This window comes from Collinsella provencensis (assembly GCF_900199705.1).
In the GTDB taxonomy this organism is placed as follows: domain Bacteria; phylum Actinomycetota; class Coriobacteriia; order Coriobacteriales; family Coriobacteriaceae; genus Collinsella; species Collinsella provencensis.
Window position 1 is genome coordinate 759,449 of record NZ_LT904908.1, and the last position, 24,817, is coordinate 784,265.

21 protein-coding genes and 1 tRNA gene are annotated in these 24,817 nt (G+C 52.6%); 9 read left to right on the top strand and 13 right to left on the bottom strand.

The genetic code is table 11. From position 1 onward, the window contains the following. Positions 1–24 precede the first annotated feature (24 nt). From C1711_RS03430 to C1711_RS03445, 4 genes are all read left to right on the top strand, one after another. Positions 25–1,116 carry a hypothetical protein gene (locus tag C1711_RS03430; protein ID WP_102337802.1) on the top strand — a complete coding sequence of 364 codons (1,092 nt, stop codon included), beginning with the start codon at positions 25–27 and terminating at the stop codon, positions 1,114–1,116. After that, positions 1,116–2,183 (top strand): hypothetical protein, encoded by a 1,068-nt coding sequence (locus C1711_RS03435; RefSeq protein WP_102337803.1) that lies wholly within the window; start codon positions 1,116–1,118, stop codon positions 2,181–2,183. The genes C1711_RS03430 and C1711_RS03435 overlap by 1 nt, the downstream gene beginning before the upstream one ends. A 170-nt stretch (positions 2,184–2,353) precedes the next feature. Further along, positions 2,354–2,430: transfer RNA gene (locus C1711_RS03440), tRNA-Glu, on the top strand. 258 nt (positions 2,431–2,688) lie between these two features. Beyond that, positions 2,689–3,375 (top strand): phosphoribosylaminoimidazolesuccinocarboxamide synthase, encoded by a 687-nt coding sequence (locus tag C1711_RS03445; RefSeq protein ID WP_102337804.1) that lies wholly within the window; start codon positions 2,689–2,691, stop codon positions 3,373–3,375. Positions 3,376–3,829: 454 nt separating this feature from the next. On the opposite strand, the gene cysK is transcribed toward C1711_RS03445, so the two are convergent. The 4 genes from cysK to C1711_RS03465 all read right to left on the bottom strand — a co-directional run bounded on the left by cysK (position 3,830) and on the right by C1711_RS03465 (position 7,131). After that, positions 3,830–4,801 carry a cysteine synthase A gene (gene cysK / locus C1711_RS03450; protein ID WP_102337805.1) on the bottom strand — a complete coding sequence of 324 codons (972 nt, stop codon included), beginning with the start codon at positions 4,799–4,801 and terminating at the stop codon, positions 3,830–3,832. Between the two features lie 33 nt (positions 4,802–4,834). After that, on the bottom strand, positions 4,835–5,308 hold the full coding sequence (locus tag C1711_RS03455; RefSeq protein WP_102337806.1) for a YbaK/EbsC family protein: 474 nt from the start codon (positions 5,306–5,308) through the stop codon (positions 4,835–4,837). 250 nt (positions 5,309–5,558) lie between these two features. Beyond that, on the bottom strand, positions 5,559–6,656 hold the full coding sequence (locus tag C1711_RS03460) for a DNA alkylation repair protein (RefSeq protein WP_102337807.1): 1,098 nt from the start codon (positions 6,654–6,656) through the stop codon (positions 5,559–5,561). A 13-nt stretch (positions 6,657–6,669) separates the two neighbouring features. Further along, on the bottom strand, positions 6,670–7,131 hold the full coding sequence (locus C1711_RS03465; protein ID WP_234346208.1) for an EamA family transporter: 462 nt from the start codon (positions 7,129–7,131) through the stop codon (positions 6,670–6,672). 563 nt (positions 7,132–7,694) lie between these two features. On the opposite strand from C1711_RS03465, the gene C1711_RS03470 reads away from it, so the two are divergent. Next, positions 7,695–9,158 carry a MutH/Sau3AI family endonuclease gene (locus tag C1711_RS03470; protein WP_102337809.1) on the top strand — a complete coding sequence of 488 codons (1,464 nt, stop codon included), beginning with the start codon at positions 7,695–7,697 and terminating at the stop codon, positions 9,156–9,158. 100 nt (positions 9,159–9,258) lie between these two features. Next, a complete protein-coding gene (gene dcm / locus C1711_RS03475; RefSeq protein WP_234346213.1) occupies positions 9,259–10,542 on the top strand; it encodes a DNA (cytosine-5-)-methyltransferase in 1,284 nt (427 codons plus the stop codon). A gap of 142 nt (positions 10,543–10,684) precedes the next feature. Here dcm and C1711_RS03480 read toward each other — a convergent pair whose 3' ends face one another. From C1711_RS03480 to C1711_RS03495, 4 genes are all read right to left on the bottom strand, one after another. After that, entirely contained in the window at positions 10,685–11,329 is a 645-nt protein-coding gene (locus C1711_RS03480) for a helix-turn-helix transcriptional regulator (protein WP_159060034.1), read from the bottom strand. A 157-nt stretch (positions 11,330–11,486) separates the two neighbouring features. Then, complete coding sequence (locus tag C1711_RS03485) at positions 11,487–11,840, bottom strand: GIY-YIG nuclease family protein (protein WP_102337811.1); 354 nt, start codon at positions 11,838–11,840, stop codon at positions 11,487–11,489. Positions 11,841–11,939: 99 nt separating this feature from the next. Then, positions 11,940–12,986: a Fic family protein gene (locus tag C1711_RS03490; protein WP_102338550.1), complete on the bottom strand. Its 1,047-nt coding sequence runs from the start codon at positions 12,984–12,986 to the stop codon at positions 11,940–11,942. 312 nt (positions 12,987–13,298) lie between these two features. Continuing rightward, entirely contained in the window at positions 13,299–14,033 is a 735-nt protein-coding gene (locus C1711_RS03495) for an EcsC family protein (RefSeq protein ID WP_102337812.1), read from the bottom strand. Positions 14,034–14,417: 384 nt separating this feature from the next. Between C1711_RS03495 and C1711_RS03500 the strand changes: the two genes are divergently transcribed. Next, entirely contained in the window at positions 14,418–16,205 is a 1,788-nt protein-coding gene (locus C1711_RS03500; protein WP_102337813.1) for a DUF262 domain-containing protein, read from the top strand. 182 nt (positions 16,206–16,387) lie between these two features. Here C1711_RS03500 and C1711_RS07670 read toward each other — a convergent pair whose 3' ends face one another. The 3 genes from C1711_RS07670 to C1711_RS03515 form a co-directional block, all read right to left on the bottom strand. Then, on the bottom strand, positions 16,388–18,178 hold the full coding sequence (locus tag C1711_RS07670) for a zinc-ribbon domain-containing protein (RefSeq protein ID WP_159060035.1): 1,791 nt from the start codon (positions 18,176–18,178) through the stop codon (positions 16,388–16,390). 182 nt (positions 18,179–18,360) lie between these two features. Beyond that, positions 18,361–19,281, bottom strand: coding sequence for an Abi family protein (locus C1711_RS03510; protein WP_102337815.1), 921 nt, complete (start codon positions 19,279–19,281; stop codon positions 18,361–18,363). A 173-nt stretch (positions 19,282–19,454) separates the two neighbouring features. Further along, positions 19,455–20,678 carry a DUF4236 domain-containing protein gene (locus tag C1711_RS03515; RefSeq protein ID WP_102337816.1) on the bottom strand — a complete coding sequence of 408 codons (1,224 nt, stop codon included), beginning with the start codon at positions 20,676–20,678 and terminating at the stop codon, positions 19,455–19,457. Positions 20,679–20,795: 117 nt separating this feature from the next. Here C1711_RS03515 and C1711_RS03520 point away from each other — a divergent pair, with 117 nt between their 5' ends. Further along, positions 20,796–21,956: a hypothetical protein gene (locus tag C1711_RS03520; RefSeq protein ID WP_102337817.1), complete on the top strand. Its 1,161-nt coding sequence runs from the start codon at positions 20,796–20,798 to the stop codon at positions 21,954–21,956. A gap of 267 nt (positions 21,957–22,223) precedes the next feature. Here C1711_RS03520 and C1711_RS03525 read toward each other — a convergent pair whose 3' ends face one another. Together C1711_RS03525 and C1711_RS03530 are read right to left on the bottom strand one after the other, a co-directional pair. Beyond that, the gene (locus tag C1711_RS03525) at positions 22,224–22,712 is read right to left on the bottom strand and encodes a DUF4143 domain-containing protein (RefSeq protein WP_234346215.1); all 489 of its coding nucleotides are present in this window, start codon (positions 22,710–22,712) and stop codon (positions 22,224–22,226) included. 120 nt (positions 22,713–22,832) lie between these two features. Further along, positions 22,833–24,035, bottom strand: coding sequence for an ATP-binding protein (locus tag C1711_RS03530; RefSeq protein ID WP_102337818.1), 1,203 nt, complete (start codon positions 24,033–24,035; stop codon positions 22,833–22,835). A gap of 218 nt (positions 24,036–24,253) precedes the next feature. Between C1711_RS03530 and C1711_RS03535 the strand changes: the two genes are divergently transcribed. After that, the gene (locus C1711_RS03535; protein WP_234346216.1) at positions 24,254–24,700 is read left to right on the top strand and encodes a hypothetical protein; all 447 of its coding nucleotides are present in this window, start codon (positions 24,254–24,256) and stop codon (positions 24,698–24,700) included. Positions 24,701–24,817 lie beyond the last annotated feature (117 nt).

Below are 24,817 nucleotides of genomic sequence, written 5' to 3' on the forward strand. Positions count from 1 at the left end.
CTTTTGACCCGAAAGGAGGACCGCATGGCATTTGACCCCAGACAAGAAGATTGCCTGCGGCTCGTCCTCTCCGCCATGAAGCGCGACCGCATCTATCCGCTTAACGACGCAGCGTACATCGAGCGCACCATGCTCGCCTATCAAAACGACCCCGCGTCGCTCATCAAAACCGACCGAGACCGCTCGTTTCATCTGGTGTGCCTCGCAACGGAACTCATCGACTATCAAATGCCCTTCCTTGCCAGCGAAGATGAGATCAACAAGCTCATCGAGCGCGTGGAACGCTACCTAACCGAAGCGGTGCGCATCGACGAACATAACTGGGACGCCAAGCGCATGCTCTTCACTGTGCAGTCCCAATCCGATGACGAGCTGGTGACGTATCTGCTCGACAACCGTGCAGACGTTGCCGCCGAGGCAAAGCGCCTTATCGACGAGGCGGACGACCCGTATGCGCGCGAATTCGCCAACGACCTCGGGCAGCACCCCTACCAGCGCTGGCTTGCTTCCCTCGCATCTCGTCAGTTCATCGCAGGCCAATATCGTTGCGCGCTTGCCACCGTTGAGGAATGTCTCGCCATCGCTCCGCTCGACTGGGCGGGTGCGCGCCACACCGGTATGCTCGCTCTTGCCAAGCTTGAGGTCGACCGCGCCGAGCTCCAGGAATTCCGCACTCGCCATGCGTTGGCGTACCAGGGGCTCGTCCCCTTTGCGGCAAACCAGCCCAATGCACAGGCGGACTCGCAGCCCCTCGATCCGTGGAGCCTCATCGCCGAGATGAGCCTCGCGTATCGTGCCTTCGATTACGAGGGCGCCACCGAAACGCTCCGCGAAATCCTACGTCTCTTCCTGCACGCTCCCCAAACGCTGTTTGTTCAGGCGGAGTTCCCTGAAGGGATGTTCTCCCGCGTGCACATCATGCCCGGCAGCGACGACGAACTCGTGGTGGCGCTTTCGGAAGCAACGCCGCTGCTCCAAGAGGGAATGGGCACGCCCGACTCAGCGAGCTTTGCGCTTTGGATCGCCGAGCACGAGCTGGTTCAGGCGGCGCTGAGCGAACAGGACCTCCAAATGCTCGAGCAAATGGGCGGCATGGCGACGGGCGGAGGTGCGTAATGGACCCTTCGCAGTATGTCCCAGCGTATTTGGAGCACTGTTACCTGCGGGAACACGCCGATCTTACCGACGCGGCACGCGCGTTGGTGCACGACCAGATTTCCCTTGATGCAGAGCGTTATGCCACCACACCCCATGCCCAGGCGCTCGTTTCGTACATGCGCGTGCATGCTGCGCTCATGAGCGGGCTTTTTCGCATGGAGGAGCTGCCCGATGACGAGTTTGAGCGCGAGCGTATCAAGCTGTTCAGTCAGACGCGCAAGCAGCTCCACGCTATCGTTCAACAGGACGAACGCTGCATTGACGCGCAGCTGGTGAGCATTCAGCTTGCGGATGTTCCGCTGGACGCCTGCTTGAGCGACATGCTTCAGCTCGAGCAGCGCACGCGCACGTATTTGCTGGAGACCCGTCCGGGTTTTGATCCCGAGGTTGACGGGCTGTGGCGCGTGGATGCAGCGGACGAGCAGGATGGTGCGGGCAGCCAGGACGTAGCATCTGAGCTGGACACCCTCGATTCTGCTACATGCACCATGTGCGACCCGGATGTGATCGGCTGGCTTCACACAGTTGAGGCCCTGGCGCAGGGCTGCATCTTCACCGCTCGCTATCGTGCGGCGGCCCAGTATGCCCGCATGGTCATGCGCGCAAAGGGCTATCCCAATCTCGCTGTGGGAACGCTGCTGCTCGCACTTGCGCGCCTTGAGGATGAGGACGCGTTTTTCGAAGCCGCGCGCGAGGCGGGCGAAGGCACCGAGGATCTTCCCTGGTTTTTGCTCGGGCGCACGTTGCTGCTCTACAAGCTCGGCCAAAAGCGCAGCGCTCGACGTGCCCTGCGCGACTTTGCGAACCGTTGTGACGGCGGGGCGTTTTTCCTGCTCAACCCCACATTTCACAATCCGTATCTGCCGGTTCGCCCCGCTGTGGGCGAAGCGTGGGAGCTCACGCATCAAGCCGTGTGGGAGGCCGACGGCATCATTTCCGACACGCCCGATTTCGCCGCATGGGCAGAAGGCGTTGAGGGTATTCGCGAGATTTCCGAGGACTTCGCGCTGCGTCACGGGTTTTAGCGTCGGAAGCTGCATCTCAACGACTCTCCAACCATATGCCCGAACGTGACGCACGCCCAAGGTTTTGACCGCGTGAGCTGCTGCGGGTTTTAGTCATTTTCTGCTTCTACGGTCTTCTCGCAATGGACCATGGCGAACGGCGGAGTTTCTGCTATACTCTTCTCCGCCGTGTCCCCATCGTCTAGCGGCCAAGGACGCCACCCTTTCAAGGTGGATATCACGGGTTCGAATCCCGTTGGGGGCACCACTTGAGTTTGAAGCCCGGTTTCCCTCGCGAAGCCGGGCTTTTTCTATCCCGTGCCGGGATTCGGACCTTCCGGTACGTGAGCCGCCAGCGCTCACGTACCGGCAAGATTAAAACCGTTCCCATTCTCCAAATAAAACAAAGGCATGAAATTCAGTTGGTTATTATCTGTTGGTCACGCAAGTTGCAACCAGGCGCTCCTGCAGAGTTGTACACTCGCAAGGTACGTTTTGCGGCACTGTGATGGAAAGGAATCCCGCAATGGCACAGGAACTCGTGTATTCCGGCAAAACCAAGGACGTCTTCGCCCTTGAGAACGGTAACTACCTGCTCAAATTCAAGGATGACTGCACCGGCAAAGACGGCGTCTTCGATCCGGGCGAGAACTCCGTGGGCCTGACCATCGAAGGTGTGGGCGACGTCAACCTTCGCATGTCCATCTATTTCTTCGAGAAGATCAACGCTGCCGGCATCAAGACCCATTACGTGTCCGCCAACCTCGACGACACCACCATGGAGGTCCTGCCCGCCACCGTCTTCGGCAGGGGCCTCGAGGTCATCTGCCGCAACAAGGCCGTGGGTTCCTTCTATCGTCGCTATAAGCAGTACTGCAACGAGGGCGACGACCTGCCGTCTTACGTCGAGACCACCTTCAAGAACGATGAGCTGGGCGACCCGCTGGTCACCAAGGACGGTCTCGTTGACCTGGGCATTATGACCGCCGAGCAGTACGACTCCCTCAAGGACATGACCCAGAAGATCACCAAGATCGTCGCCGACGACCTGGCCGAGAAGGGCCTCGTGCTTTACGACATCAAGTTCGAGTTCGGCTACGACGCCGACGGCAACGTCATCCTCATCGACGAAATCGCTTCTGGCAATATGCGCGTCTACAAGGACGGCGAGTACATCGAGCCGATGACCCTCTCCGAGCTGTTCTTCGCGTAATCAAACACGCTTGAAGCGGATTTGACCGCGGCCCAAACGCTTTGAAGTTAAGGCGTTCGTCTTACAGCACTTATGTGCTCGGACGAACGCCTTTTTCTTTGCGAAAAGTGTCTTTGTGCGACATGTAAACAACTTGAAAAGTAACTTGATATAGGTTTTTCTTCCAGCGGGGCGAATTATGGCAAAAAATGCCAGATTGTAAGGTCCGACGTAACCCGCGAGGGCATAACGAGTTAATCCACTCCGCGCTCAACTGGGATTTCTTAGTTGAAAACGCCGTTGCGATGCCCTCGATGCCCAAAAAGCGACTGCCGTGCGCTTCTCAGACCTTACAATCTGGCAAAAATTGCCATTGGAACCGTCATTTTTCAAAAAAAGACCCTGCATCCTCGCGAAGGAGTGCTTTTCGACGGTCTTTTCGATTGCCAGACGTATCACAAGGTGCGTGTAGCCGCTACTCCTCAACCGAAAGGTAGCGCTCACCGGTGTCGGGGAGAATCGCGACGATGGTCTTCCCTGCAAACTCGGGGCGCTGAGCAAGCTGCAGCGCTGCCGCAACAGCTGCACCAGCAGAAATGCCCACAAGCAAACCGGCCTTCCGCGACAAATCCCGCTTGACGTCCATCGCATCGCTCGACGCAATGGGCAGAACCTCATCCACAACCGATGCGTCATAGTTGCGTGGGACAAATCCCGCGCCGATACCCTGAATTCCATGGGCGCCCGGCTCACCGCCCGAGAGCACCGCACTCTCCGCGGGTTCCACCGCCACCACGTAGACCTCGGGTTTTTGCTCTTTGAGGTACTTTGCCGTGCCGGAAATCGTTCCACCCGTACCTGCGCCGGCAACCAGCACGTCAACAGTGTCTTCGGTATCGTTCCAAATCTCGGGACCGGTGCTCTCGTAATGTGCCTGCGGATTTGCCGGATTATCGAACTGCCCCGCGATAATCGAACCCGGAATGCTTTTGTGCAGCTCCTCCGCTTTGGCAATAGAGCCACTCATACCCTCAGCGCCCGGAGTAAGCACAATTTCCGCCCCATATGCGGCGGCGAGCTTGCGTCGCTCAATGGACATGGTATCCGGCATGGTGAGAATGAGTTTATAGCCGCGCTGCGCCGCGATCATGGCCAAGCCAACTCCGGTGTTTCCGCTGGTAGGCTCAATGATGGTACCTCCCGGGGCAAGGCTTCCCGAAGTCTCGGCAGCATCGAGGATGGCGAGGGCAACGCGGTCTTTAATCGATCCACCGGGGTTGGTTGCCTCGTATTTGCCCAAGATGATTGCGTTGTTGCAAGCGTCAGCGGCGTGCACATCTTCGCAAGCATCTGAGCCGACAGACGGCTCGCAGTCATTCTGCAAGGCCGACAAATCAATCAGCGGCGTAGAGCCAATCAGATCTTCAATCCTGTGAGCAACGCGCATGGCGCACCTCCTGTTACCGCTCCAACAATCTGGCTACTCCCCCGGCAGCTTGCACACGTCAACCCACGTGCTGCCCGGCGTTGCCTGTTCGAGCTCCTCGAGCGTGAGCCGAACAGCGCTGTTCGCACTGCCGCACGCGGGGTACATCACCTCAAAGCGGCGCATCGACGTGTCGAGATACACGTCGCAACCCTCGTTTACGCCAAATGGGCAGACTCCACCAACGGCATGGCCGATGCGCTCTTCTGCTTCCTCGGCCTTGAGCATCTTGGGTTTGGTATGGAACACTGCCTTGAATTTGGGATTGGAAACACGCGCGTCGCCAGCACAAACAACGAGCACGACGCGGTCATCTACGGCAAATGAGAGTGTCTTTGCGATGTGTGCGGGCTCGCATCCAACGGCCTCAGCGGCAAGGTCGACCGTGGCACTCGACGTATCAAATTCCATGATGCGCTCGGTCAAACCGAAGCTCTCCAGGTGGTTTTTCGCTCGCGAAAATGACATCGTAAGCCCCCAGCATTCATTGGTTTCACGCAATAGTCCGTGCGTCTCAACGCGGCTGCGCACAGGCGAAATACGGCGTGTTATCTTGCAAGTTTGAGCATGAGTATACGGCGCTCGCCGAAGCTTGGGCAGAAGAAGGCTCCGTGTGTCTGAACCGTTACGCAATGGAACCCGTTGTGCCGTGCAAGCCCTACCACATCGTGCGAAGATGCTCTTGCTACGCAATGGTGACCTTTCGCGCCGCCCGACTCTAACGTATCGCGCGGAGACGCTCTTTCATTTCAGATGAGATGCGACGGCTTTCAATCGCCTTTTGAATCGCTTTGCGGCGGGTCCATTCGTCCAATAGCGCGTCGTCTCCCTTGCGCTCCAAATACGGAAGCGTTGCAGCTTCCTGCTTGGCCAGCGCCTCGGCAAAGTACCAGGCACGCATCATGTCCACGTAGTAGATGTCGTCATCCGTGGCGGGCACGTCCCGCGTACCGAGCGCACCACCCCCCGTGTAAGCGCTTGCCGCAGCACTCGCGCCATCCCGCCCGTCCGCTGGCATACGTGCGGCCGCAACCACATCAAGGAAGCACGACTCAAATCGCCCGTCCAAAAACAGACGCATGAGCACGCCGATACCGAAGCGGATGGTGTAGCAATGCCCCGAAGCAAGCCACGCATCCACCTGCTGCAACGTACAATCGGGGTCCTTTGCCAACACCTTTACCGACAGCTGGTCGCACGTGGCCCAATTGTCTACGTAAGGCAGAAAACGGTTGTAAAGCTTGAGAGCCTTGTCGTAGTCGCGCTCAAGCGCAATGACAAACGCGTGGACCTGATTCTCCTCAAACAGGCGATGCGGCAAGGCGCGCAAAAACGTTTGTGCGTCATCGCGACGAGCAAGATCCTTCGCGATAGCGCGCAAGGCTGGTGTGCGAACGCCGACCATCCGCTTGGGATCGACCGTGGGCGCAAGCTTTGCCATAAAGTCGCGGTACGCCGGATCAACCTGATCCGCAAGGCGACGGTCAACAAACTCGCAAGCAGAATCCTCGCCGAACCCTGGAAGCTCACGGCAGAGCACGTCTTCAAACAGCTCCGCGGCGGCCATCGCCAAAAGCGCATCTTTGCGAGCGCGCGGCAACTTTTTGAATAACGCCTCCGCACTCATGGCTCGCTGCTTGGAATAGAAGCGAGCCTGCACAATCAGACTCACGGGTGCATGCGACTTGGTGTACTTGGCGCCACGCCCCGACTGATGCGTCGCAAGGCGCGCGGAAACATCGGTGGTGTAGCCCGTGTACAGGCTGCCATCTGCGCATTTCAGCACGTACAGATAGTGTTCAAAAGGCGAAGCCATGACATCCGTCCTGCTAAAGCACCATTGCCAAAGTACCCGCGGTAATCAACAGGGCACCGACGACGGATTTCCACGTGAATTGCTCGTGCAAAAAGACGAACGCCAAGATAAGCGTAAACACAACGCTGAGCTTGTCGATTGGCACGACTTTTGACGCCTCACCCAGCTGCAGGGCTTTGTAATAGCAGAGCCAAGAAGCACCCGTCGCGAGTCCGGAAAGGATGAGAAATAGCCAGCTTTTTGGCGAAATGTCAGCGATTCCACCTTGAGCGCTGGTAATGAACACCATGCCCCATGCCATGAAAACGACAACGACGGTGCGAACGGCAGTCGCTAGGTTGGAATTCACGCCGTCAATGCCAACTTTGGCAAGAATGGACGTCAAAGCAGCAAACACTGCCGACAGCAATGCAAGTAGCAACCACATGTGGTTTCCCCTCGTAAACACGCTGGTTTTCGAAGCATCGAAATTCACGATCGCTCTCCCTCGAAAATCGCTTTCCCCGAATTTGTTGAGATCAGTTCCAGGCATTTTCTTGGCGTTTTTCTCAGCACTTCCAGTGTAGCCGTTATTTGACCGTGCCGTAGCGTTGCGAGATTTGCATGTGTAGGTGGGGTTCACGAGACTTGCCAGCGCACGTATACAGGAAGCATACAGGAAGCAAGTCCCATCCTGCCGCCTTCGTCGGGTTTTATACATTACCGGTGGGCCCTCGATGCGCAATGAGGCAGGGTTCTTGCATTGCCTCCCGCTTTTGCCGAGTACACCGGAAGACCGGCAAATAAAGCCGCTGGTAGAAGCGCCGTCGTTTTTCAAAAAGAGGCCGTCTGCTCCGGATTATGCCGATACGATGCAAAAACCCTGCTGAATTGTGCAAATCGCCTTCGGAAAGAGCGCCGAATCGCCTAAAACTCCCCTGTCAATTCATGTCGATGTGAAAAACTCCAGAGCGAGTGGGGACAGAAACCCATTGGGGCGTAGGGGCAGCACCTCAATCGAGGAAAGGCTATACAATGAGGACGTTCTAAGGGGGTAAATTGAGCTCGTATCAGTTTCATTGCACATGGGTCGATCTTGAGAAAAAACTTGAAGGCAGCCTTGAAAAAACGCTGGGCGAAGTTGATTCCAAGAACGTCTTTGCCCGCACGCTTGAAAACCCCAAGGTGACTGGAATCGCCGGCGATGTTATCGAGCAATCAGTAATTGGATACCCCGCAAACTCGAGCCAAGAACCCGATTTGGTAATCGACAACATTGAAACTGAGCTCAAGACAACCGGCCTACGAAAGTCCAAAAAAGGAAAGGGCTTTGAGGCAAAAGAGCCCATGTCCATCACTGCCGTCTCCTTAGACTCGATAGCTGGCGAAGAATTTGCAACCTCGAATTTCTGGCACAAGGCACAACGGCTGCTTATCGTCTATTACCTGTACGACTCGGAAAAAACCGTTCCCGCTGCAGGTTATGCCAACTTCCCCATCAAGGGCTATCAGCTCCATCAGTTCAGTGATGCGGAAATCGAAACTCTGAAATCCGACTGGACCCTGGTCAGAAACTTCATCAGAAAGATTCAAGAAGACTATCCCGACGAAAACGAACGCAAACAACACTATCCAAAACTATCGAGCGCCTTGCGAAAGAACTTGCTTCTCATTGATACCGCTCCGAAATACCCTCATCCACCTCGCTTTAGGCTCAAGCGCTCGGCCGTCACAACGATGGTAAAGAAAAACTTTGGTGATAATCTCACGCAACTTCCCAAGAGCTACACGAGCTACACCTCAATTGATTTTGAGCTGCATCAGATTGCTAAGAAATACCAAGGCAAAACGCTTGGCGAAATTGCTGACGAAATGGGCATTCCTTACGACCCGTGCAAGCAAAACAAGAATCTTGCTGAGCAATTTGTCACGAGGGCATTTGGCGCTGGCGGAAAGATGAGCTCTATTGAACTTTTCGCGTCAATTGGACTCAAACCAAAAACAATCACGCTTACAAAATCAGGTGCTCGCACAGAAGACATGAAGCTATTCACTATCGACTTCGAGGAGTTCGTCGATGACGCCCTATTCGACGAATCGCTCTTTTTCGAATACTTCAACAACAACCAGCTTTTGTGCATGGTATTCAATGAACCAAGCCATGGTGCTCCACTGACTGAAAATACCTTCCTTGGGTTTAAACGAATGGCATTTGATGATGAGTTCATCGACGCTCAAGTGTCACGCGTCTGGCACGCAATCAAGAGACTCATCGTGAATAACGAGCTCGTTGATGTTGTCTCGTATGACAAGGCTGGAAAACCAATTATTAACGGGACCGGCGTAATTAGAAGCGCGCCGAACTTTCCTAAATCTAGTGAAGGCGTTGTCTTCGTACGCGGAACAAGCAGCAATAGCACTCACAAGCCGGAATGCGTTAACGGCATCTCGATGTACAAACAGCAAATCTGGATTAAGGGCTCATACGCCGCTAAACGCATGGAAGAAGAGGATTGGATTTAGCAGTTTATTCATTGGCGGAAAATCGCATAAAAGGTATTGATCATTTATTGTCCTCATGAGAAAATACACTCTTGGTTCAATGAATGCGAAGGAGCACCCCTTGACCAAGAAGATAAGAGTTGCTGAGCTATTTGCGGGAGTAGGCGGTTTTCGTTTGGGTCTCGATGGGTTCCATGACCCTGACCATCCTGAATTCGACATGCCCTCCGCGGGCCCGTTCGAAACCATCTGGGCAAACCAATGGGAGCCCGACGGACGTGATAGCAAGCAGTTTGCATGGCGCTGCTACGAAGCTCATTTTGGTGCAGGTAGCTGCGTAAACGAAGACATCAATAAGGTTCTTGACGAATACGAGGCAGGAACGCGCGAGATTCCTGACTTCGAAATGCTCGTGGGCGGTTTCCCTTGTCAGGACTATTCCGTAGCCAAGCCGCTCTCAATGGCAGGTGGCATTGAAGGCAAGAAAGGTGTTCTTTGGTGGGACATCTATCGCATGATTAACTTCAAAAAGCCAAAATACATCCTGCTAGAGAACGTCGATCGACTTTTGAAAAGCCCTTCGAAGCAACGCGGGCGCGACTTCGCCATCATCCTCTCCTGTCTCTCCGAACAGGGGTACTCCGTAGAGTGGCGCGTCATCAATGCCGCTGAATACGGAATGCCGCAAAAACGGCGCCGCGTTTATATCTATGGAGAGCTCACGGATAAAACCTGGGATCTTAAAGCCAGGGTAAAAGAAGAAGGCGTCATGAGTGATGCCTTCCCTATCACTAGCTCAATTGAGCGTATTGCCACTGTTGACGTTTCTGATGACCCGTACGATGTCACCCAAAATTTCGCTGCCGACAGCCCAAAAACGAGCGTATGGCAAAACGCCGGTGCAATGCAAAACGGAATTGCCTTCACATGTAAGGTCAATCCCGCATACAGCGGACACGTAAAAACGCTTGAAGAGATTAGGGTTCCTGACGCAGAGGTTCCTGCGGAGTTCTTCATCAGCGATGCTGATATTCCAAAATGGGAAGAGCAGCGGGCGGCAAAGAAAATTGAACGCACTACGGCGGAAGGTTTCACGTACCTTTACAGCGAAGGCTCCATGCCTTGGCCCGATCCCATCGACAGTCCAGCGCGTACCATCCTCACAGGTGAAGGTGGCAAAGGCGCAAGCCGCATGAAGCATGCAATCCGTTCAGAAAGTGGAAGGATTCGAAGGCTGGTGCCCGATGAGCTGGACCAAATCCAAATGTTCCCCAAAGGTTGGACCGCGTCCGAAGGTGACAAAACCATGAGCGATGGACATAGGGCGTTTTGCATGGGTAATGCACTGGTAGTTGGCATTCCGCATGCCATCGGAAAGACAATCGCGAAGTTTGCGGAGAAATAGGACCCGCCTTTCACGCGGATACAACTTATTTGAAAACATGCACGACGGCGGCGAGTCCAATCAGAGAGTTCGTCGCCGTCGTGTTGTTTCAAACGGAACGGCAAACGCGAATATACAGATATGCGCTATCTGCAAAGCAAAATCAACCTAGGAAAATAAAGTCGCGAATGTACTTCGCAATGATCTCGAAAATCACAATCGCGATGAGCGCGAAAAGCGCACCCGAACACACCTTGAAAATAGAAGAAACAATGGGGTGTTTGCGGCCCAAGGCGTTTTCATCCCTAGCCTCATCTGCAGGAATGCCCTTTTCGAATGCAACGATTTCGCGGAAGGTCACCAGGTTGTTCTGATGCTTGAGCACCTCGGCCCAAACCGCCGCCGCAAATGCGCAAAGGAAAAAGACACCTGCAAGTATCAGCGAAATCGTCGAAGCAACGCTGATGTCGTCTTGAGTCATGGGGCCCACGTCGCGCACAACAATGGCAACGCCGCCCGAAACCAGCGCCGCAACGATAAAGCCGAGCATCGCCCAGCCAAGGCGCCCCAACGTGCGCGAATCGTTCCTGATCTTGTCCTCCATTGACACCACGTCTCCTTTCAGAAGTTCATCCACGGAGACGCCAAAGAGGTTCGAGAGCAACAACAAACTGCTGATATCGGGGTAGGTTTTGCCCGTTTCCCAATTCGAAATGGTTTGGCGCGACACGTAAATGCGCTGCGCCAGGTCTTCCTGAGAAAGCCCGATGCGTTGACGGTTCGCCTTGAGTTGCTCTGGAAACTCCATGATGCCTCCCTTCCAAAATGAGCATGGCGCATGTGGCATCACCGTACCACCGAATGTGTTTGACGGGCGCGTTTTTCGCTGCGGCGGGCGTGTCAAAAGTCTTTGACACGGGGAGGTTGGCTGCGCGGGTCGCCCGGAGACTACCGTTTGAGGGCAGTTACCTCCACAAAAGCGCAGCGTGCACATCCTGCTCGAGGAGCATGTCGCGAAGCTCGTTCAACTCGTCTTTGTAGTCGTCGGGATTGATTGACTCGTCGCGGTAGTCGAGCGTTTCGAGAACTTCCACGCGGAAGGCGTCCTCGCCGTGGGTTTTCCAAAGCTCCAGGAGGTGGCGATTGGGGTGATAGCCCGTATTGAGCTTGAATTTCACGCCGTTGGTGTCGGCGGGAATGTTGCGCGAGGCGAGCAGGAAGCGCTCACCCGTGGGCTCGCAGCAAAACGACAACACGCCCATGGGAGGCAGGGTGTTGCAAGCTTTTTCCTTCAGCTCCTTTTTGCGTTGTGTGTCCATTGCAGACCTTTCTGGTGGTGTCTGATACTTTTCACTTTTGTGCAATTGAAGACAGGTATCCAAGAGCACACTAGGTTTCGGTTCAACGAGTGAGAAATCCTATCTCGCTGCCTTATACGCGGTGGACCTTGCGGCACCTACCTTCTCCACGATGCCCTCGGTTTGAAGCTTAGAAAGGATACGTTCCAAAGTACGTCGGCTCATACCGGGATTGGCGTCCATAATCTCTCGTTTAGTCGCGGTGCCGATAAGCTTGTCGAAAAATGCCCTGACTGATTCCTCGTTACCAGACGGAACTGCCACAATGAAGAACCTGTCATTGAGCTCCTTGTAGCATGCCGTCACGACGCCCAGCATGTAGGTGACGAAGGGCACGTAGTCGTTTTTGCCCTCCCTCCAGCCGTTGGAACTTGCTGCCAAGGCCTCGTAATAGGTTTCTTTTGTACGCTCAATCTCCTTCTCAATGGAAACGTACTTTCCCACGTCATAGCCACTGCGGTACATGAGCAGCAGCGTCAATAGCCTGCTCATACGGCCGTTTCCGTCGTTGAAAGGATGGATACTCACAAAGTCGAAAACGAAAATAAGCGACACCAACAACGGATCATAGGTGCTTGCCTTGATTTGCACGGCGTACTCGGAGCAGATTTGTTCGACCGCCGACGGCGTTTCGACAGCAGAGGTCGGAACGAAGCGTGCCACCATTTTGCCATCATCGGTTCGCTCGGCGATTACGTTGTCCGAATCCTTCCATCTACCAGCAAAGCTGTCATCCGTGAAGCGATATAGGTCCCTGTGAAGTTGGAGGATTACGCTTGGAGTGGCTGGGATATCGTCATGGCTTTCGTGCACCATGTCCAACACGTAACGATAGCCGGTAATCTCCCTCTCGTCCCGATTCCTAGGTTCTACCTTGTCCAACATGAGCTCGCGCAGGCGCCTATCTGAGGTAGAAATATTCTCAATCCTGTTGGAGGCGCTGGTGCTCTGAATCTTTGCAACCTCAACCAAGGCGGCAAAGACCTCAGGGCTTGTCTCGGAGAATGAAGCTGTTTTGCCCTTGAGCTCTCGAATGTCGCCCAGAGCGGACACGACTTCTGGAACCATCAACTTGGCTAGAATGCTCTCGTAGTCGAACTGTGCCATAGAACCTTCGTCACCCTTCGTGTATCTTCGCCATTCCGCATATATCTTCGTCATACCAGCTCAATTTGTCGAGGATATTTTACTATTGGCGAGGATAGTTGTGGGCTGGGAGATACGTAAACGGGTGGACGCCTTATTCCAAATAGGTTGAAGGGCGTTTTTACAAGCCCGAGAAGACCTGTGCGCCAAAACAATTCAAGAGCAGTGCAAATACATATGTCCTTGGCCTGAACAGATAGCCGGGACGTTTGCGCGAAGACGAAGGGGCGGCAAGAACAGTTCATCGCGCAATATCGATCGAAGCGCACAAGACTAATTCTCCTCCTCTAGATTCACCTCTATTGCCTCGACCGTCTTGAGCTCTTCTTCGCTCACCTGCTCGCCTGTAGGTTCCTCGCCCGCAATAAAAAGCTTGATAGCGTTCTTGGCAATGACCATGGTGGCGGCGGCGTCAAAGCCGCCACCTATTACTCCACCTGCAAGTGGAATCATCTTGCCAAGGTTCACAACTCCGGACTGACCGAACTTGGTAAGCAGACGAAAGCCGACACGCTGGTTAATCTTTACAAGTGCCGTAGCGGGCATTTTCTTGAACGCCGCGTTGAGCGTCTTGACGCCAATTTGAATGCCTGCCTCCTTCGCCACATCCGAAATGGCTGTACCTGTAAGGCACATATATACGAAAGTTTGCACCTGATCACTACGGACATCGTAGCCGCCCATCTTCGCGATGGCAGCGACCATGCGCATCTGTACATAAAGAACGCTTCCCAAGTTGGCGGGAATGGCAACGGGCAGTGTGATGAGACCACCAAGACCAGTAATAAAACCGTCCGTACCGCATTTCAAGACCTGATACTTAGCGAGCGCTTTGGCCGCCTTCTCGCGTGTCGCATAGCGACCAAGATAGTCATCCGCCAATTCCTCAACTGGATGGCTGACCTTGGGTACGCCATCGATAGCCTTCTTGTATTTTTCGGACAGAATGCCAGCGGCCTTTTCACCCGTCATGTTCTCCGCGCTGCAGTTTGCAGTTGCTTCCGACATCATTTACCTTACCAAAAGCAGACACGTTAGTTTTTCAGACAGTATTACGCAGCAATCTTCTAAAGGCGTTCGATGCAAACCATATCGCAGTCGATTCGATAAGTTCGATTCTAGGAAAGCGATAGAATTCAGCAGCCAGAAAATGTATTTCCTTGCCTGAAAAATCGTCACATACTTTTCGATAAGTTCAAGCCATTACCGATTTCAACAAAACACCTGGTAATACCTAAAACAAATTCAGCATAGGGGCATAAAAGCCCATGCTGCACAAAGGCGGAACACTGGGTTCAATGCGAAAAATGGACACCCAGGAGGCCAGGTCTGCGATAGCGCTTAGAATAGGGGTAACATTTGTAATGCTGGAAAGAAACGGCTGGGCAAAACGTGGCAAGTTCAATAGAAGTAAACAAAAAGAAAGTCTGCGACTTCCTCGCCGAGGGCAAAGAGCATAAGTTCGTTGTTCCCGAATACCAAAGGCCCTATGAGTGGACCGAAGAGCAGGTGGACACGCTCTTCGACGACCTATGGGAGTTCTCGGCCAGCAATAAGGATGAGAACGAGGACTACTTCTTAGGATGCATTGTTTTCTACGAGAATAACGGAGAATATGAAATCATCGACGGCCAACAAAGGCTCACGTCGCTGTTCTTATTCCTCAGGGCGATTTACGGCTCTCTCGAAAAGGGTGAGGAGACTCCCGAGTCGAAAAACTTCATGTCAAAAATCGAGAAATCAATATGGCCTGAAGACGAAATGACTGGAAAGGTAATCAAAAGCCAAACGCTTCTTGAGTCCAGAGTCGTCGACTCCCAGTACGGCGATGTTCTGGCGGATATCCTCACCAGCGGACAGGCTCCAGAGGAACATGAAGACCACTATTCCGTGAACTTCAGAAGATTTCAAGAGCGGTTCCAGCAGGCTTCTGCCAAGAACAGCCTCTCGATTTACAGGTTCCTACTTGACGTCACAAAACACGTAATCATCTTTCCAATCCAGGCCGACACTCAGGAAACGGCGCTGAGAATTTTCTCCACTCTGAACGATCGCGGTCTTCCACTGTCCGATGCCGATATCTTCAAAGCGAAGATCTACGGCTTCCTGGAATCTGAGAAGCAGAAAGAAGGGTTCATCGAACAGTGGAAAGCACTTGACGAAAGAGCCAATGAATCGGAAGAGAGCATCCAGAAACTATTCCAATATTACATGTTCTACCTCAGGGCCAAAGATGGCGATACACAAACGACCACTCCGGGCGTGAGGCGATATTACGCTGAGAACAAATTCAGTAAGCTCAAAAACCCTAAAATAATGGAAGACCTCGATGCACTCATGGATGTGTGGGAGGTCGTAAACGCCCGCATGGAGTCAAACGATCTCCCTTGGACGAGTAATCCAGAAATTCGCAAGCAGCTCGACCTGCTGAACATGTACCCGAACGAGTTTTGGAAGTATCCAGTCGGCGTTTTCTATCTCACGCATAGGGACAAAGAGGATTTCGAGGGAAAGTTCCTACGCTTCCTGAGAAAATTCGCTTCAGAGATGATTGCGAAGTTCCTGAAGACTCCCACCGTCAGCACGGTCAAACCGGGCGTTATGAAGCTCAACACCGCAATATTGGAAAGCGATACACCCGGCTTCGAGTTTGGCGACGTCAATTGGCAAAGTCTGAGAGAGCAGGTTAAACTGCCCAACAAGCGCTCTTTTAGAATGCTTTTGGCCTTGTATGCTTACACCCAGCAGGATGATCTGCTTCCAGCGAAATGGGAAATCGAGCACATATTCCCGAAAAAATGGCAATCAAGCCATTTTCCCGAATACAGTGATTCTGTCGTCAACGAAAGAATCGAGCATCTAGGAAATAAGGTCCCATTCGAGAAGAAGCTCAACATCGTTGCAAGCAACGGATACTTCGAAAGGAAGCAGAAGGAATACGCAAAGTCTTCGATAGCCGCCACGAAAGCGCTGGCCAAAAAGAGCCCCGCCACTTGGGAACTCTCTGATATCGATGAGAGAGGCGTACGTGTAACCGACGTTATTATCGAAACGCTAAGGCAATGGGGCGCTGACTACGCGTCTGAGCAAGAAAACGTAACGCTTCAAATTTCGGAAGAAGACGCGGAGCTCGTCAAAGCGCTTAAAGAGAAGTACGGGGATTCGATACTCGGGTTATAAATCCGCATCGATAATCAACTGAAGCGACTCTTGGATTGTGTTTGATGAGCCGATGAGTTTGTCGCGGTGGCTATCCCGTGTCAAATCATGGCCGCCTCGCAAAGCAGGCGGTTTCCTCGCGTCGCATCACGAGTCCCGCAGGGTTGATGGCCCTTGAAATCAAAGCAGATTTGTAAATCGGCTCATGAAGGTCTAGCCTTCTTCATCCTCAATCTTCGGCAGTTTGGACAAGACCCACCTGTTAGAAGAGTTTCAGCCTTCGGCGACCACTCGTAACCGCATGTTTTGCACAGCACAAGAATAACGGTGCTGGAGCTCTTGTACTCTCCGAGTATCTCAATATCAGGGTGCTTTTCCGAAACTTCTCTGACGAACTGATCCTGAGTGCGTCTTAGGACGCCGGCACACTTTGGACACCCATGCCCGCGAAGCAGACTACTGGCAAACGGGCTCCATTCGTGCCCACACACCATGCACCTTACATTGACTCTTTTCGAATTGCCTTTATACCCGCCAACGTACTCTATGCTGGGATTTGATTCTTCCAGACGATCTTTGAACTCCGTCTCCGTCAGCTTTAGAGCACCTGCACACCGGGGACATCCCGAACCCCTGACTAAGGACTGCGCGATGGGTTTCCATTCGTGACCACATACTCGACACCGCACTAAAATCCGGTTCTTCTTATACGTATACCTGCCAACAACCTCGATATCAGGGTTTATCCCATGCAGTTCCTCGACGAATTCGTCATGGATCATCCTCTGTGATTTCGAGCTGGCAGAACTGAAAATTGCAGCGGTCTCCTGTGGACTGAAACAGCAGGTGATACCGTACTCCGACATTATGTCCGCCACGATACGCTCAAGGTCGCGCTCGTTGGAGCCGGCACTGACGACACCGTTAATCGTCAGACAATCCCGATCAAACGGGGGCTCCGCGCCATCTGGATAATCATCATAGATTGTGATTAATCGTATTCCAGCTTGGGCACAAAGGGATCTCTTATCAGCATCGCTATGCAGCTTGTCCTTGTGCCAGAACCACGACCCCGGCTCAAAAGCAAGAGACAAACTAGGAATGTAAATGTCCAGCTCTTTTCCTATTGCGCTCCTATCACGCGACAGAACCTTATCTTTCCCGAGAACCAACCTAAGAGATTCGAGAAAAAACTGCTCCATGTACGATGTGCCACTCCTAGCGCATACAGGACAGCCGGCACCTCGTAGCAAGTTGTTAGGAATCCCCATCCAATCATTCCCGCATTTTTTGCAATGTACTTTTACGGGTTTTGACGCAGTCGTGTAGGTTCCCTTCACAGCGATATTGGAATTTACCGCGCAAAGCTTACTCTCGAACTCACTTTTCGACATTCTCTGACGGGCAGAGGACTCTGTTTTCTTACACTCTGGACACCCATAACCCGCCGTTAAGCTGTAGGCACTTGGAGCCCACACATGACCGCACTTCAGGCACCTGACACGAATGCGGCTGCGTGCATTGGTGTAGTCTCCCAAGACTTCAACCGAGGGATTCACATCTGCAAGTCGGGACACAAACTCTTCCTGTGTAAGGGCAACGCGACCACTACATTTTGGACATCCGTAGCCGCTTATAAGACTCTGCGCGATGGGAGGCCACTCGTAGCCACACGTTCGGCATTTTGCTCTGATGCGCTTCTCGGATCCCTCGTATATCCCAACCACCTCGACGGTTGAATTCGTCGCAGCAACCTGCGCAACAAACTCCTCGTGGGTTTTCCTGTGCGCTGCCTCGCATGCACGGTGTCCGCATTTGGGGCATCCGTGTCCGCGATAGATATTCTCGGGTATTGGATCCCACTCATGCCCACATTTCCTGCATTTCACATGGACTTTCGTTCTTGAGTTTACATACGTTCCCAACACCTCGATATTAGGGTTGATTGCGTCGACATCAGCGACAAATTCATCTTGCGTCTTACGCCTTGACATCTTCCGTCTTCCCATCTTTTGCCGACATGCAAGAGTATATGCAACTCACTCGATCATCGCGTGTAGCTTGCTCGTGACAAAGGCCCATGGAAAAAACTGCCAGCACACAAATGGCCAATTTCGTGGATAGGCAACCCCTCCCCTTAAAACGAGCGAGAACCCCACCATCCCTCTTCTGCGATTTACTGTCTATATTCGAGCGGAATATCGTTTTCGTCCGTATACATTGCATTAAGCGACTCCGGACTGATAGCACCTCTGAACATTTCCACTTTATCGAATATCCTATCCGTCATTTCACCCGCCTCGCGATTTGGGAGCACGATTGCAAGCGCGTTGAGTAGATGGTCGAAACCATGCCCCTTCACCCGCGTGCAATACAAGCGCTCATCATGCGCGCATATGTTTCTAAACCCAACGAGAATGGTTATCACATTGAGTAGTTCCCTCGCGCCGATTCGCCTCCCATTTTCGTTGACTTCAGAAATGATTCGGCACGTTTGATTCTGGACGCCGCGCTTCTGCAATTGGTAAAAATGCGAGATGTTACCGAACATCAAATCATTCTGCAGCACCCATAACGGTATGCCACCATGCTTTTCTATGTAATGAATCTCATATTGTTTAGACCGATTGCTCAGCTTGTTCTTTTTGCGAAGTATTTCAATCAGCTTATTAAGGTTCTTATCGTGTTCGACCTTTTTATTTCCCTTGAACCCCGACGGAACAAGCATATCTTTCGAGCTGACATAATTTTCTTCGCAAAGGTAATCGAGCATTCCGCGGTGATTGTCACAAAACGCATACACGACTGCACTCTTTACGATTGTTTCTGCCGACATAATGTACGGCATTATGGATTGTCTAAGCTCCCTGTCGAATAGATACAGAACAAATATATCGTTGAACGACGTCCCCGGTTTGTAAACGTCCCCTTCCGACTTCTTCATAGCCTGATGGTCGAGAAACGAATCCTTGTAGCCGTTCACGACGGCATAGTAACTCTCCCGTTTGAGGATTGCCGACGTGTTTTCATCGGTCTTCACTCCTCTCGACTCGAGAATATGAACGAGCTCTTCTATAGTTTTGAAGTCTTTTGCCATTTCAGCCACCTTAAATCAAAAGGGCCGCTGCCGATTACCCGACAACGACCCTTTCTTTGTCCCCGATTCGACGTAGATTAGGGGGGACTGCATCACTGCTGTAACTATACCCCATAGACACGGCAGGACAACGAACTTTCACATTAACCCAGCAACCTCAGCCGCACCCATGGTTATTCGGAAATACTAAACGGTTCGATTGCTTTGAAAATCTTGGTCTTTGTCACATTACAACGGTTTTCGCTTGCCAGGCAAAGCTCTTCTGCGCTGTCGTTGCTCCGCACCGCCTCACATACTGTCTCCCTCGCAAACACAACGGAAAGAAGGTAATCATCGGAATAATTTCCAAACTTGTTTTCACGGAGAGCGTGAGCGGAACAGGCCACCTCTTCCATCGAAGGGCTGACATCAAACGTGCGAGCAGCGATGTACGCAACAAGATTGAATACGTACTGGGCATATTCCTCGCGCATAGACTTCTGAGTTTTTTCCTTTTCTTTAACCGTCCCATCTTTACGTACCAGTCGCTCCGTAGTTGGAAAAACAAAAGCCGGTGGTAGCGCTATATCAATGGAAACCATTCCGCTTTCGCAAGTAGAAGTACATTTAAGATTCTGCGAAAACGGCACGTCCAACCCCCTCAGCATCGCCTGAATCTCTGGATAGACATACTCTAGATCGCCATCGATTCGAGACCGCAGACGCTGTTTTTGCTCCTCGCACTCCTTGATAAATTGCTCGTTTGCAGAGCGCTCTCGCTCGCTCTCCGCTTCAAAAAACTCGTTGCGCTCCTGTTCCCAAGCGCTATACAACTCCTCGTAACGCTCCTCCGCATGCGCTTTTACATACTCGTCCTTGAGACGGTAGACTTTCCAAAATGCACGTTCCTTTACCGCATCATCCGCCTCGCGAGACAAGCACTCCTCTAGCGTCTCCAAACTAGGCGCCGATTTTAAAAAATCGCTCGGAACATACCGCTCTGGCTGAAGCGCATCGATCTCACGTTTGAGCGAATCAACCGTCGACAGCCCCGCAACGGAAAGCCAGAGTCCTTCCATGGCGGAAGAAGGATGCAGTTGACCCTCCCTCTCCTCGCGACTCGTCGACAAGGGTTTGGAATCAGGTTTGCGGGATATCGTTTCCACACCTTTCGTACGCGAGCTATTTTGAGGCGTTCTACCAGTCGATTTTGAGCGGCTCTTTTTCGCTGAACCCGAACCGATCTTGTCTCGCCGATATAGCCCCGTGCCGGGAATGGAAACGTTCCGATACACACCACGCTTGCCGATATTAAACGACAGGCCCTTCTTGCCCACCGTTGTACTGACCCCCGATTTCGACAGATTCAATCGAACGCCAGGAGCCACTTTGATTGATTTCCTCAGCCGCCATCCCATGACACTCACCCCATACGCAAAATGGCTGTCCGCCTTCGGTATAATATATCGGATTATTTAATCAGAATATATCGACTCGTATTAACGAGATGACATCAAAACGTTAACGGAGAAGCAATGGGGCTCATCAAAAAACAAAACAGACCCGAAGAGGCAAGTGAAAACACTGGCGGGAAGCTCACAGCGAATGAACTTGCACAAGCCTCCTATTGCCTCCCTTCTGGAAAGAAGTATTCAATCCCCTTGATACTTGCCGGAGCAGCTCTTTTCTTCGGAATGGCCGGAAGCGCCATGCCGTTCGTCGGCGCTCTTCTTGGAGTTGCGGCAATCATTGTGCGTCAAAAAGCCGGAATTGCACCATCTCGGCAAAAGGCGCCACGGGCAACTGTAGCGCTGGCGGTTGCCGGCATTGCTTTTTCTCTTCTACTTTCCTTTTACCAGCCCAAACCTGGTGTCATCACCGTACGCATTGATGCCCCCGAATGGCAAGAGTCCTATGGGGCGGTAACGGTTAACGTAAAGGGAACAACCGAAGAGGGAGAAAGTTTCCGCGATACGTTTAAAGTAACTCCGGGCTCAAAGCAGGTGCTTGACGATTACCCCGTAGGAACTTATACGTTTTCTGTCGACGCAAAGAATTTAGAGCAGGACGATGCGTTGTTCAAGGTCACCTCGAAAGACCTTACATGCAAACTGGAAAACGAAAAAGACGAAACGGTTGAAATTAGCCTTGCATTCGTACCCGAGGACGGAAAGCTGACGGTCAAATTCTCAGACGGAATTGATCAGCTGAAACATGTTGAAGCGTTCACCGTCAAAGTTGAAGGCAGCCTGAAGAGCGGCGAAGCATTCTCTGATTCTTTTACACTTGCCTACGGCTCGATGAAAGACCTGTCCTCGTATCAAAAGGGCGACTATACGTTCTCGGTTGAACCGAATAGTGTCACAGTAGACGATACGGTTTACTCCATCAGCAGCAAGTCGTGCTCGTTCAATAAACGAGACGACGCCAAAGTAACCCTTGACATCAAGGTTGACGAACAAGCAACACGAGAACTTGCCGAACAGCGTGCAGCCGAGGAAGAGGCGGCACGGGCTGCAGCTGAGGAATCACAAGCGCAGCCCCAGGAAACAACGGTTTACATTACGAATCAAGGCAGCAAATACCATAGAGCAGGATGCAGATACCTCAAGAGCTCTTGCATTGAGACAACACTCTCAAGCGCACTGGGCATGGGCTATGAACCCTGCAAGGTGTGCAACCCGCCAACGCAATGACGCTTGAGATGCCATTGCGTGCAAAATAGACAAATTGCTGCAGGTTTATGGGGGTATTTCTTGCAAGAAACGCGATTTATACCCCCATAACTGGCTAATTTCCCTACTCCCACTCGATATGCCATTTCGTATCACCAGTAGCTACGTGAATCACCTCATGCCGCTTCGCCTCAGGTGCTCCCTCTCACCGGCATGCGTTCGATACCCACTTGATGCCCGATTCCACGCCACCCGCCTGCTATCCGCCATAAGACCTTTCGCATGCCGTTATTCGAATCCGAACGCTCGCCCTTCCCCGATCAGCTCTGTCACGTTCTCGTGCACGATGCCGCTCCGCCTCTGAATAGGATCGTTGCGCGTGATGACAAATTTGGGCCAGTTATCTTTTATTTGTTCTAGTGGGCGGTACTCGCGATCCTCGGTCGCGCGGTCGTTCATTATGGTCATCGCCACCTGAATATAGGCATACTCCATTTCGGGCGACCGTACGATAAAGTCGCACTCGAACTTCCCGATGCGCCCCACGCTCACCTCGTAACCCAAGCTCCTCGCGTAGCTATACACGATATTCTCAAGCACCGGTCCATAATTGATGCGGTTGTCGGTATTGAGCGCGAAGTAGAAGCTTAAATCAGCGAGATAGTACTTCTGCTCGCCCCTCAAGGACTTGCGAGATTTCATATCGAAACGTTCGCATTTCCGGATAATCTTGGCGTCTTCGAGAATCTTGAGGTAGCGATTGAGCGTTTCGTGCATGCCATACGCCCCAAACTGGTGCCGCAGCGCCCCGCTGATGCCCGATAGCTATCCCGGCATCGATACCCAATCGGTACCCGCTCGGTGTCCAAGCCTGCAAATATCCTTATTGCAACGCCGCTATAACGACTGCAGGCCCAAAAGCCAGTGCGGGATATCCAGAATCTTTACCCCCTCGATGCTGTATGGCTCATGTCTTGTACGTGCCAAAATAATCTTCGGATAGCCATCCTTGATCGAGAGCAATGGCGCCATTTCGCGTTCAAGTGTTTTCTCCGATCCAACGTCATCGCTCACCTGGATGTAAACTTGGTCCGATCCCCTCCTCGCAACGAAGTCGACCTCCTTCTGGTAGAGCTTGCCAACGTAGATTTCCCATCCCCTGCGTTTCAACTCCAAATAGACTAGGTTTTCATACATCCTGCCCCAGTCCATATTCCTCGTTCCCAGTAAGGCATATCGCATGCCGCTGTCACACGCATAGTGCTTCGCCTGCGTCTGAAGGTATTTTTTGCCCCTTATGTCGTATCTCCTTGCCTCATAAAACAGGAAGGCATCCCTCAGGAACGACATGTATTTTCCGATGGTAACGTGGTTTGTTGGAGTTTTGCCCGCCTTGAGCGACTCTGCGATGTTATTCGGGGAGTTGAGGTTGCCTATGTTGTCCATCATGAACTCAGAAAGTCGCTCGAGGACCTGCGCATCGGCAACGGAGAACTTCTGGACCAAATCACGCGTCAATATCGTTCTGCAAATATCTCGAATGTAGCCATATGCTTCCTCATCGGTTTTATATGCATACGAACCGGATAGTCCTCCGCGTCTCACATAGCCGTCGAACGCATCGTCAACGGCACTCTCGACATTGAAAAACTGACAGTATTCCTCGAAGCTAAACGGTAGGACATGGACCTCCCGCTGCCTTCCTGTGAAAAGCGTAGCCAAATCGGAGCTTAAGAGGAAGGCGTTTGATCCGGTGAGGTAAATGTCCCACTCACCCCGTGCGTGCAGGCTGTTGACCGCCTTCTCGAAACCTGAACACAGCTGAACCTCATCGACAAAGAGACGGTTTTGCGCCCCGCCAACATGGCGGCCCCTTATGTACTCGTGCAGCCTGTGATATTCGAGAAGCGGTTCATTATCGAGGTCAAGGAGGTCGATATAGACGTTGTTCGACGTCGGGTCCTCCGCGAACAGCTCATCGCAAAGCATCTTTATGAGCACCGATTTACCGGAACGGCGAACTCCCGTTATCACCTTGATGTCGGGCGTTCCCACCATTGTTTTGAGACGACTAAGATAACGTTCACGTCGGACGAGCATCTCGGTTTTCCCTTCGCTTTCGAAATTTAAATTATTTTACACTTTCGAAAGCGATAGGAGAAGGGAGGCCCCAAAAGCAAACCAGGACCTTTTCTCCGGACCTAGTGGCGGAGATAGAAGGTGCTGAATCGCCAATGCGCACCGTAAATGCTGCCCATTTCCAGTCGACACGCCTGCTCGGCCTTCAGACTCGCAACAGCGCTGCCTACAAAGGGGTCATGGCGCTCGTATTTCGCGAGAACTGCCTCGACTTCGTTGACGGCGCAACAATGACCATGGTGAAGTCGATGGAAACCCCACCGGACATCCACCACATTTTCCCGCGCGCGTACTGCGAGAGGAAGGGGCTCGACCGGACGAAGTGGAACTCCATCGTGAACAAAACCCCACTCATCGCGCGCACGAACCGAGAAATCGGAGGCATCGCGCCCTCGAAGTACCTACCAAAGATAATGAAGGATGAGCAGGTCGACGGAGCAGAGCTTCGCAAGCGCGCGGAATCTCACCTCATCGACTACGATGCGCTTGCCAGTGATGATTTCGATACGTTCTTCCTTGATCGCGCGAGAAGGCTCCTCGATGCCATCGAGGAGGCAATGGGCAAGGAGGTGCCCGATCGGGCGTCTGACGAGACGGCAGCAGCGTTCGGGAGTAAGCTGTGCTGATTAATTCGCATACACTGCTAGCGCTAGATGTTCAGTGCTGAAACGTTCTCCTCATCCTGAGGATGAGGAATAGGAACGGCTCACGCATGCGGCAAGTTGTCGAGATTCATGGCCTGA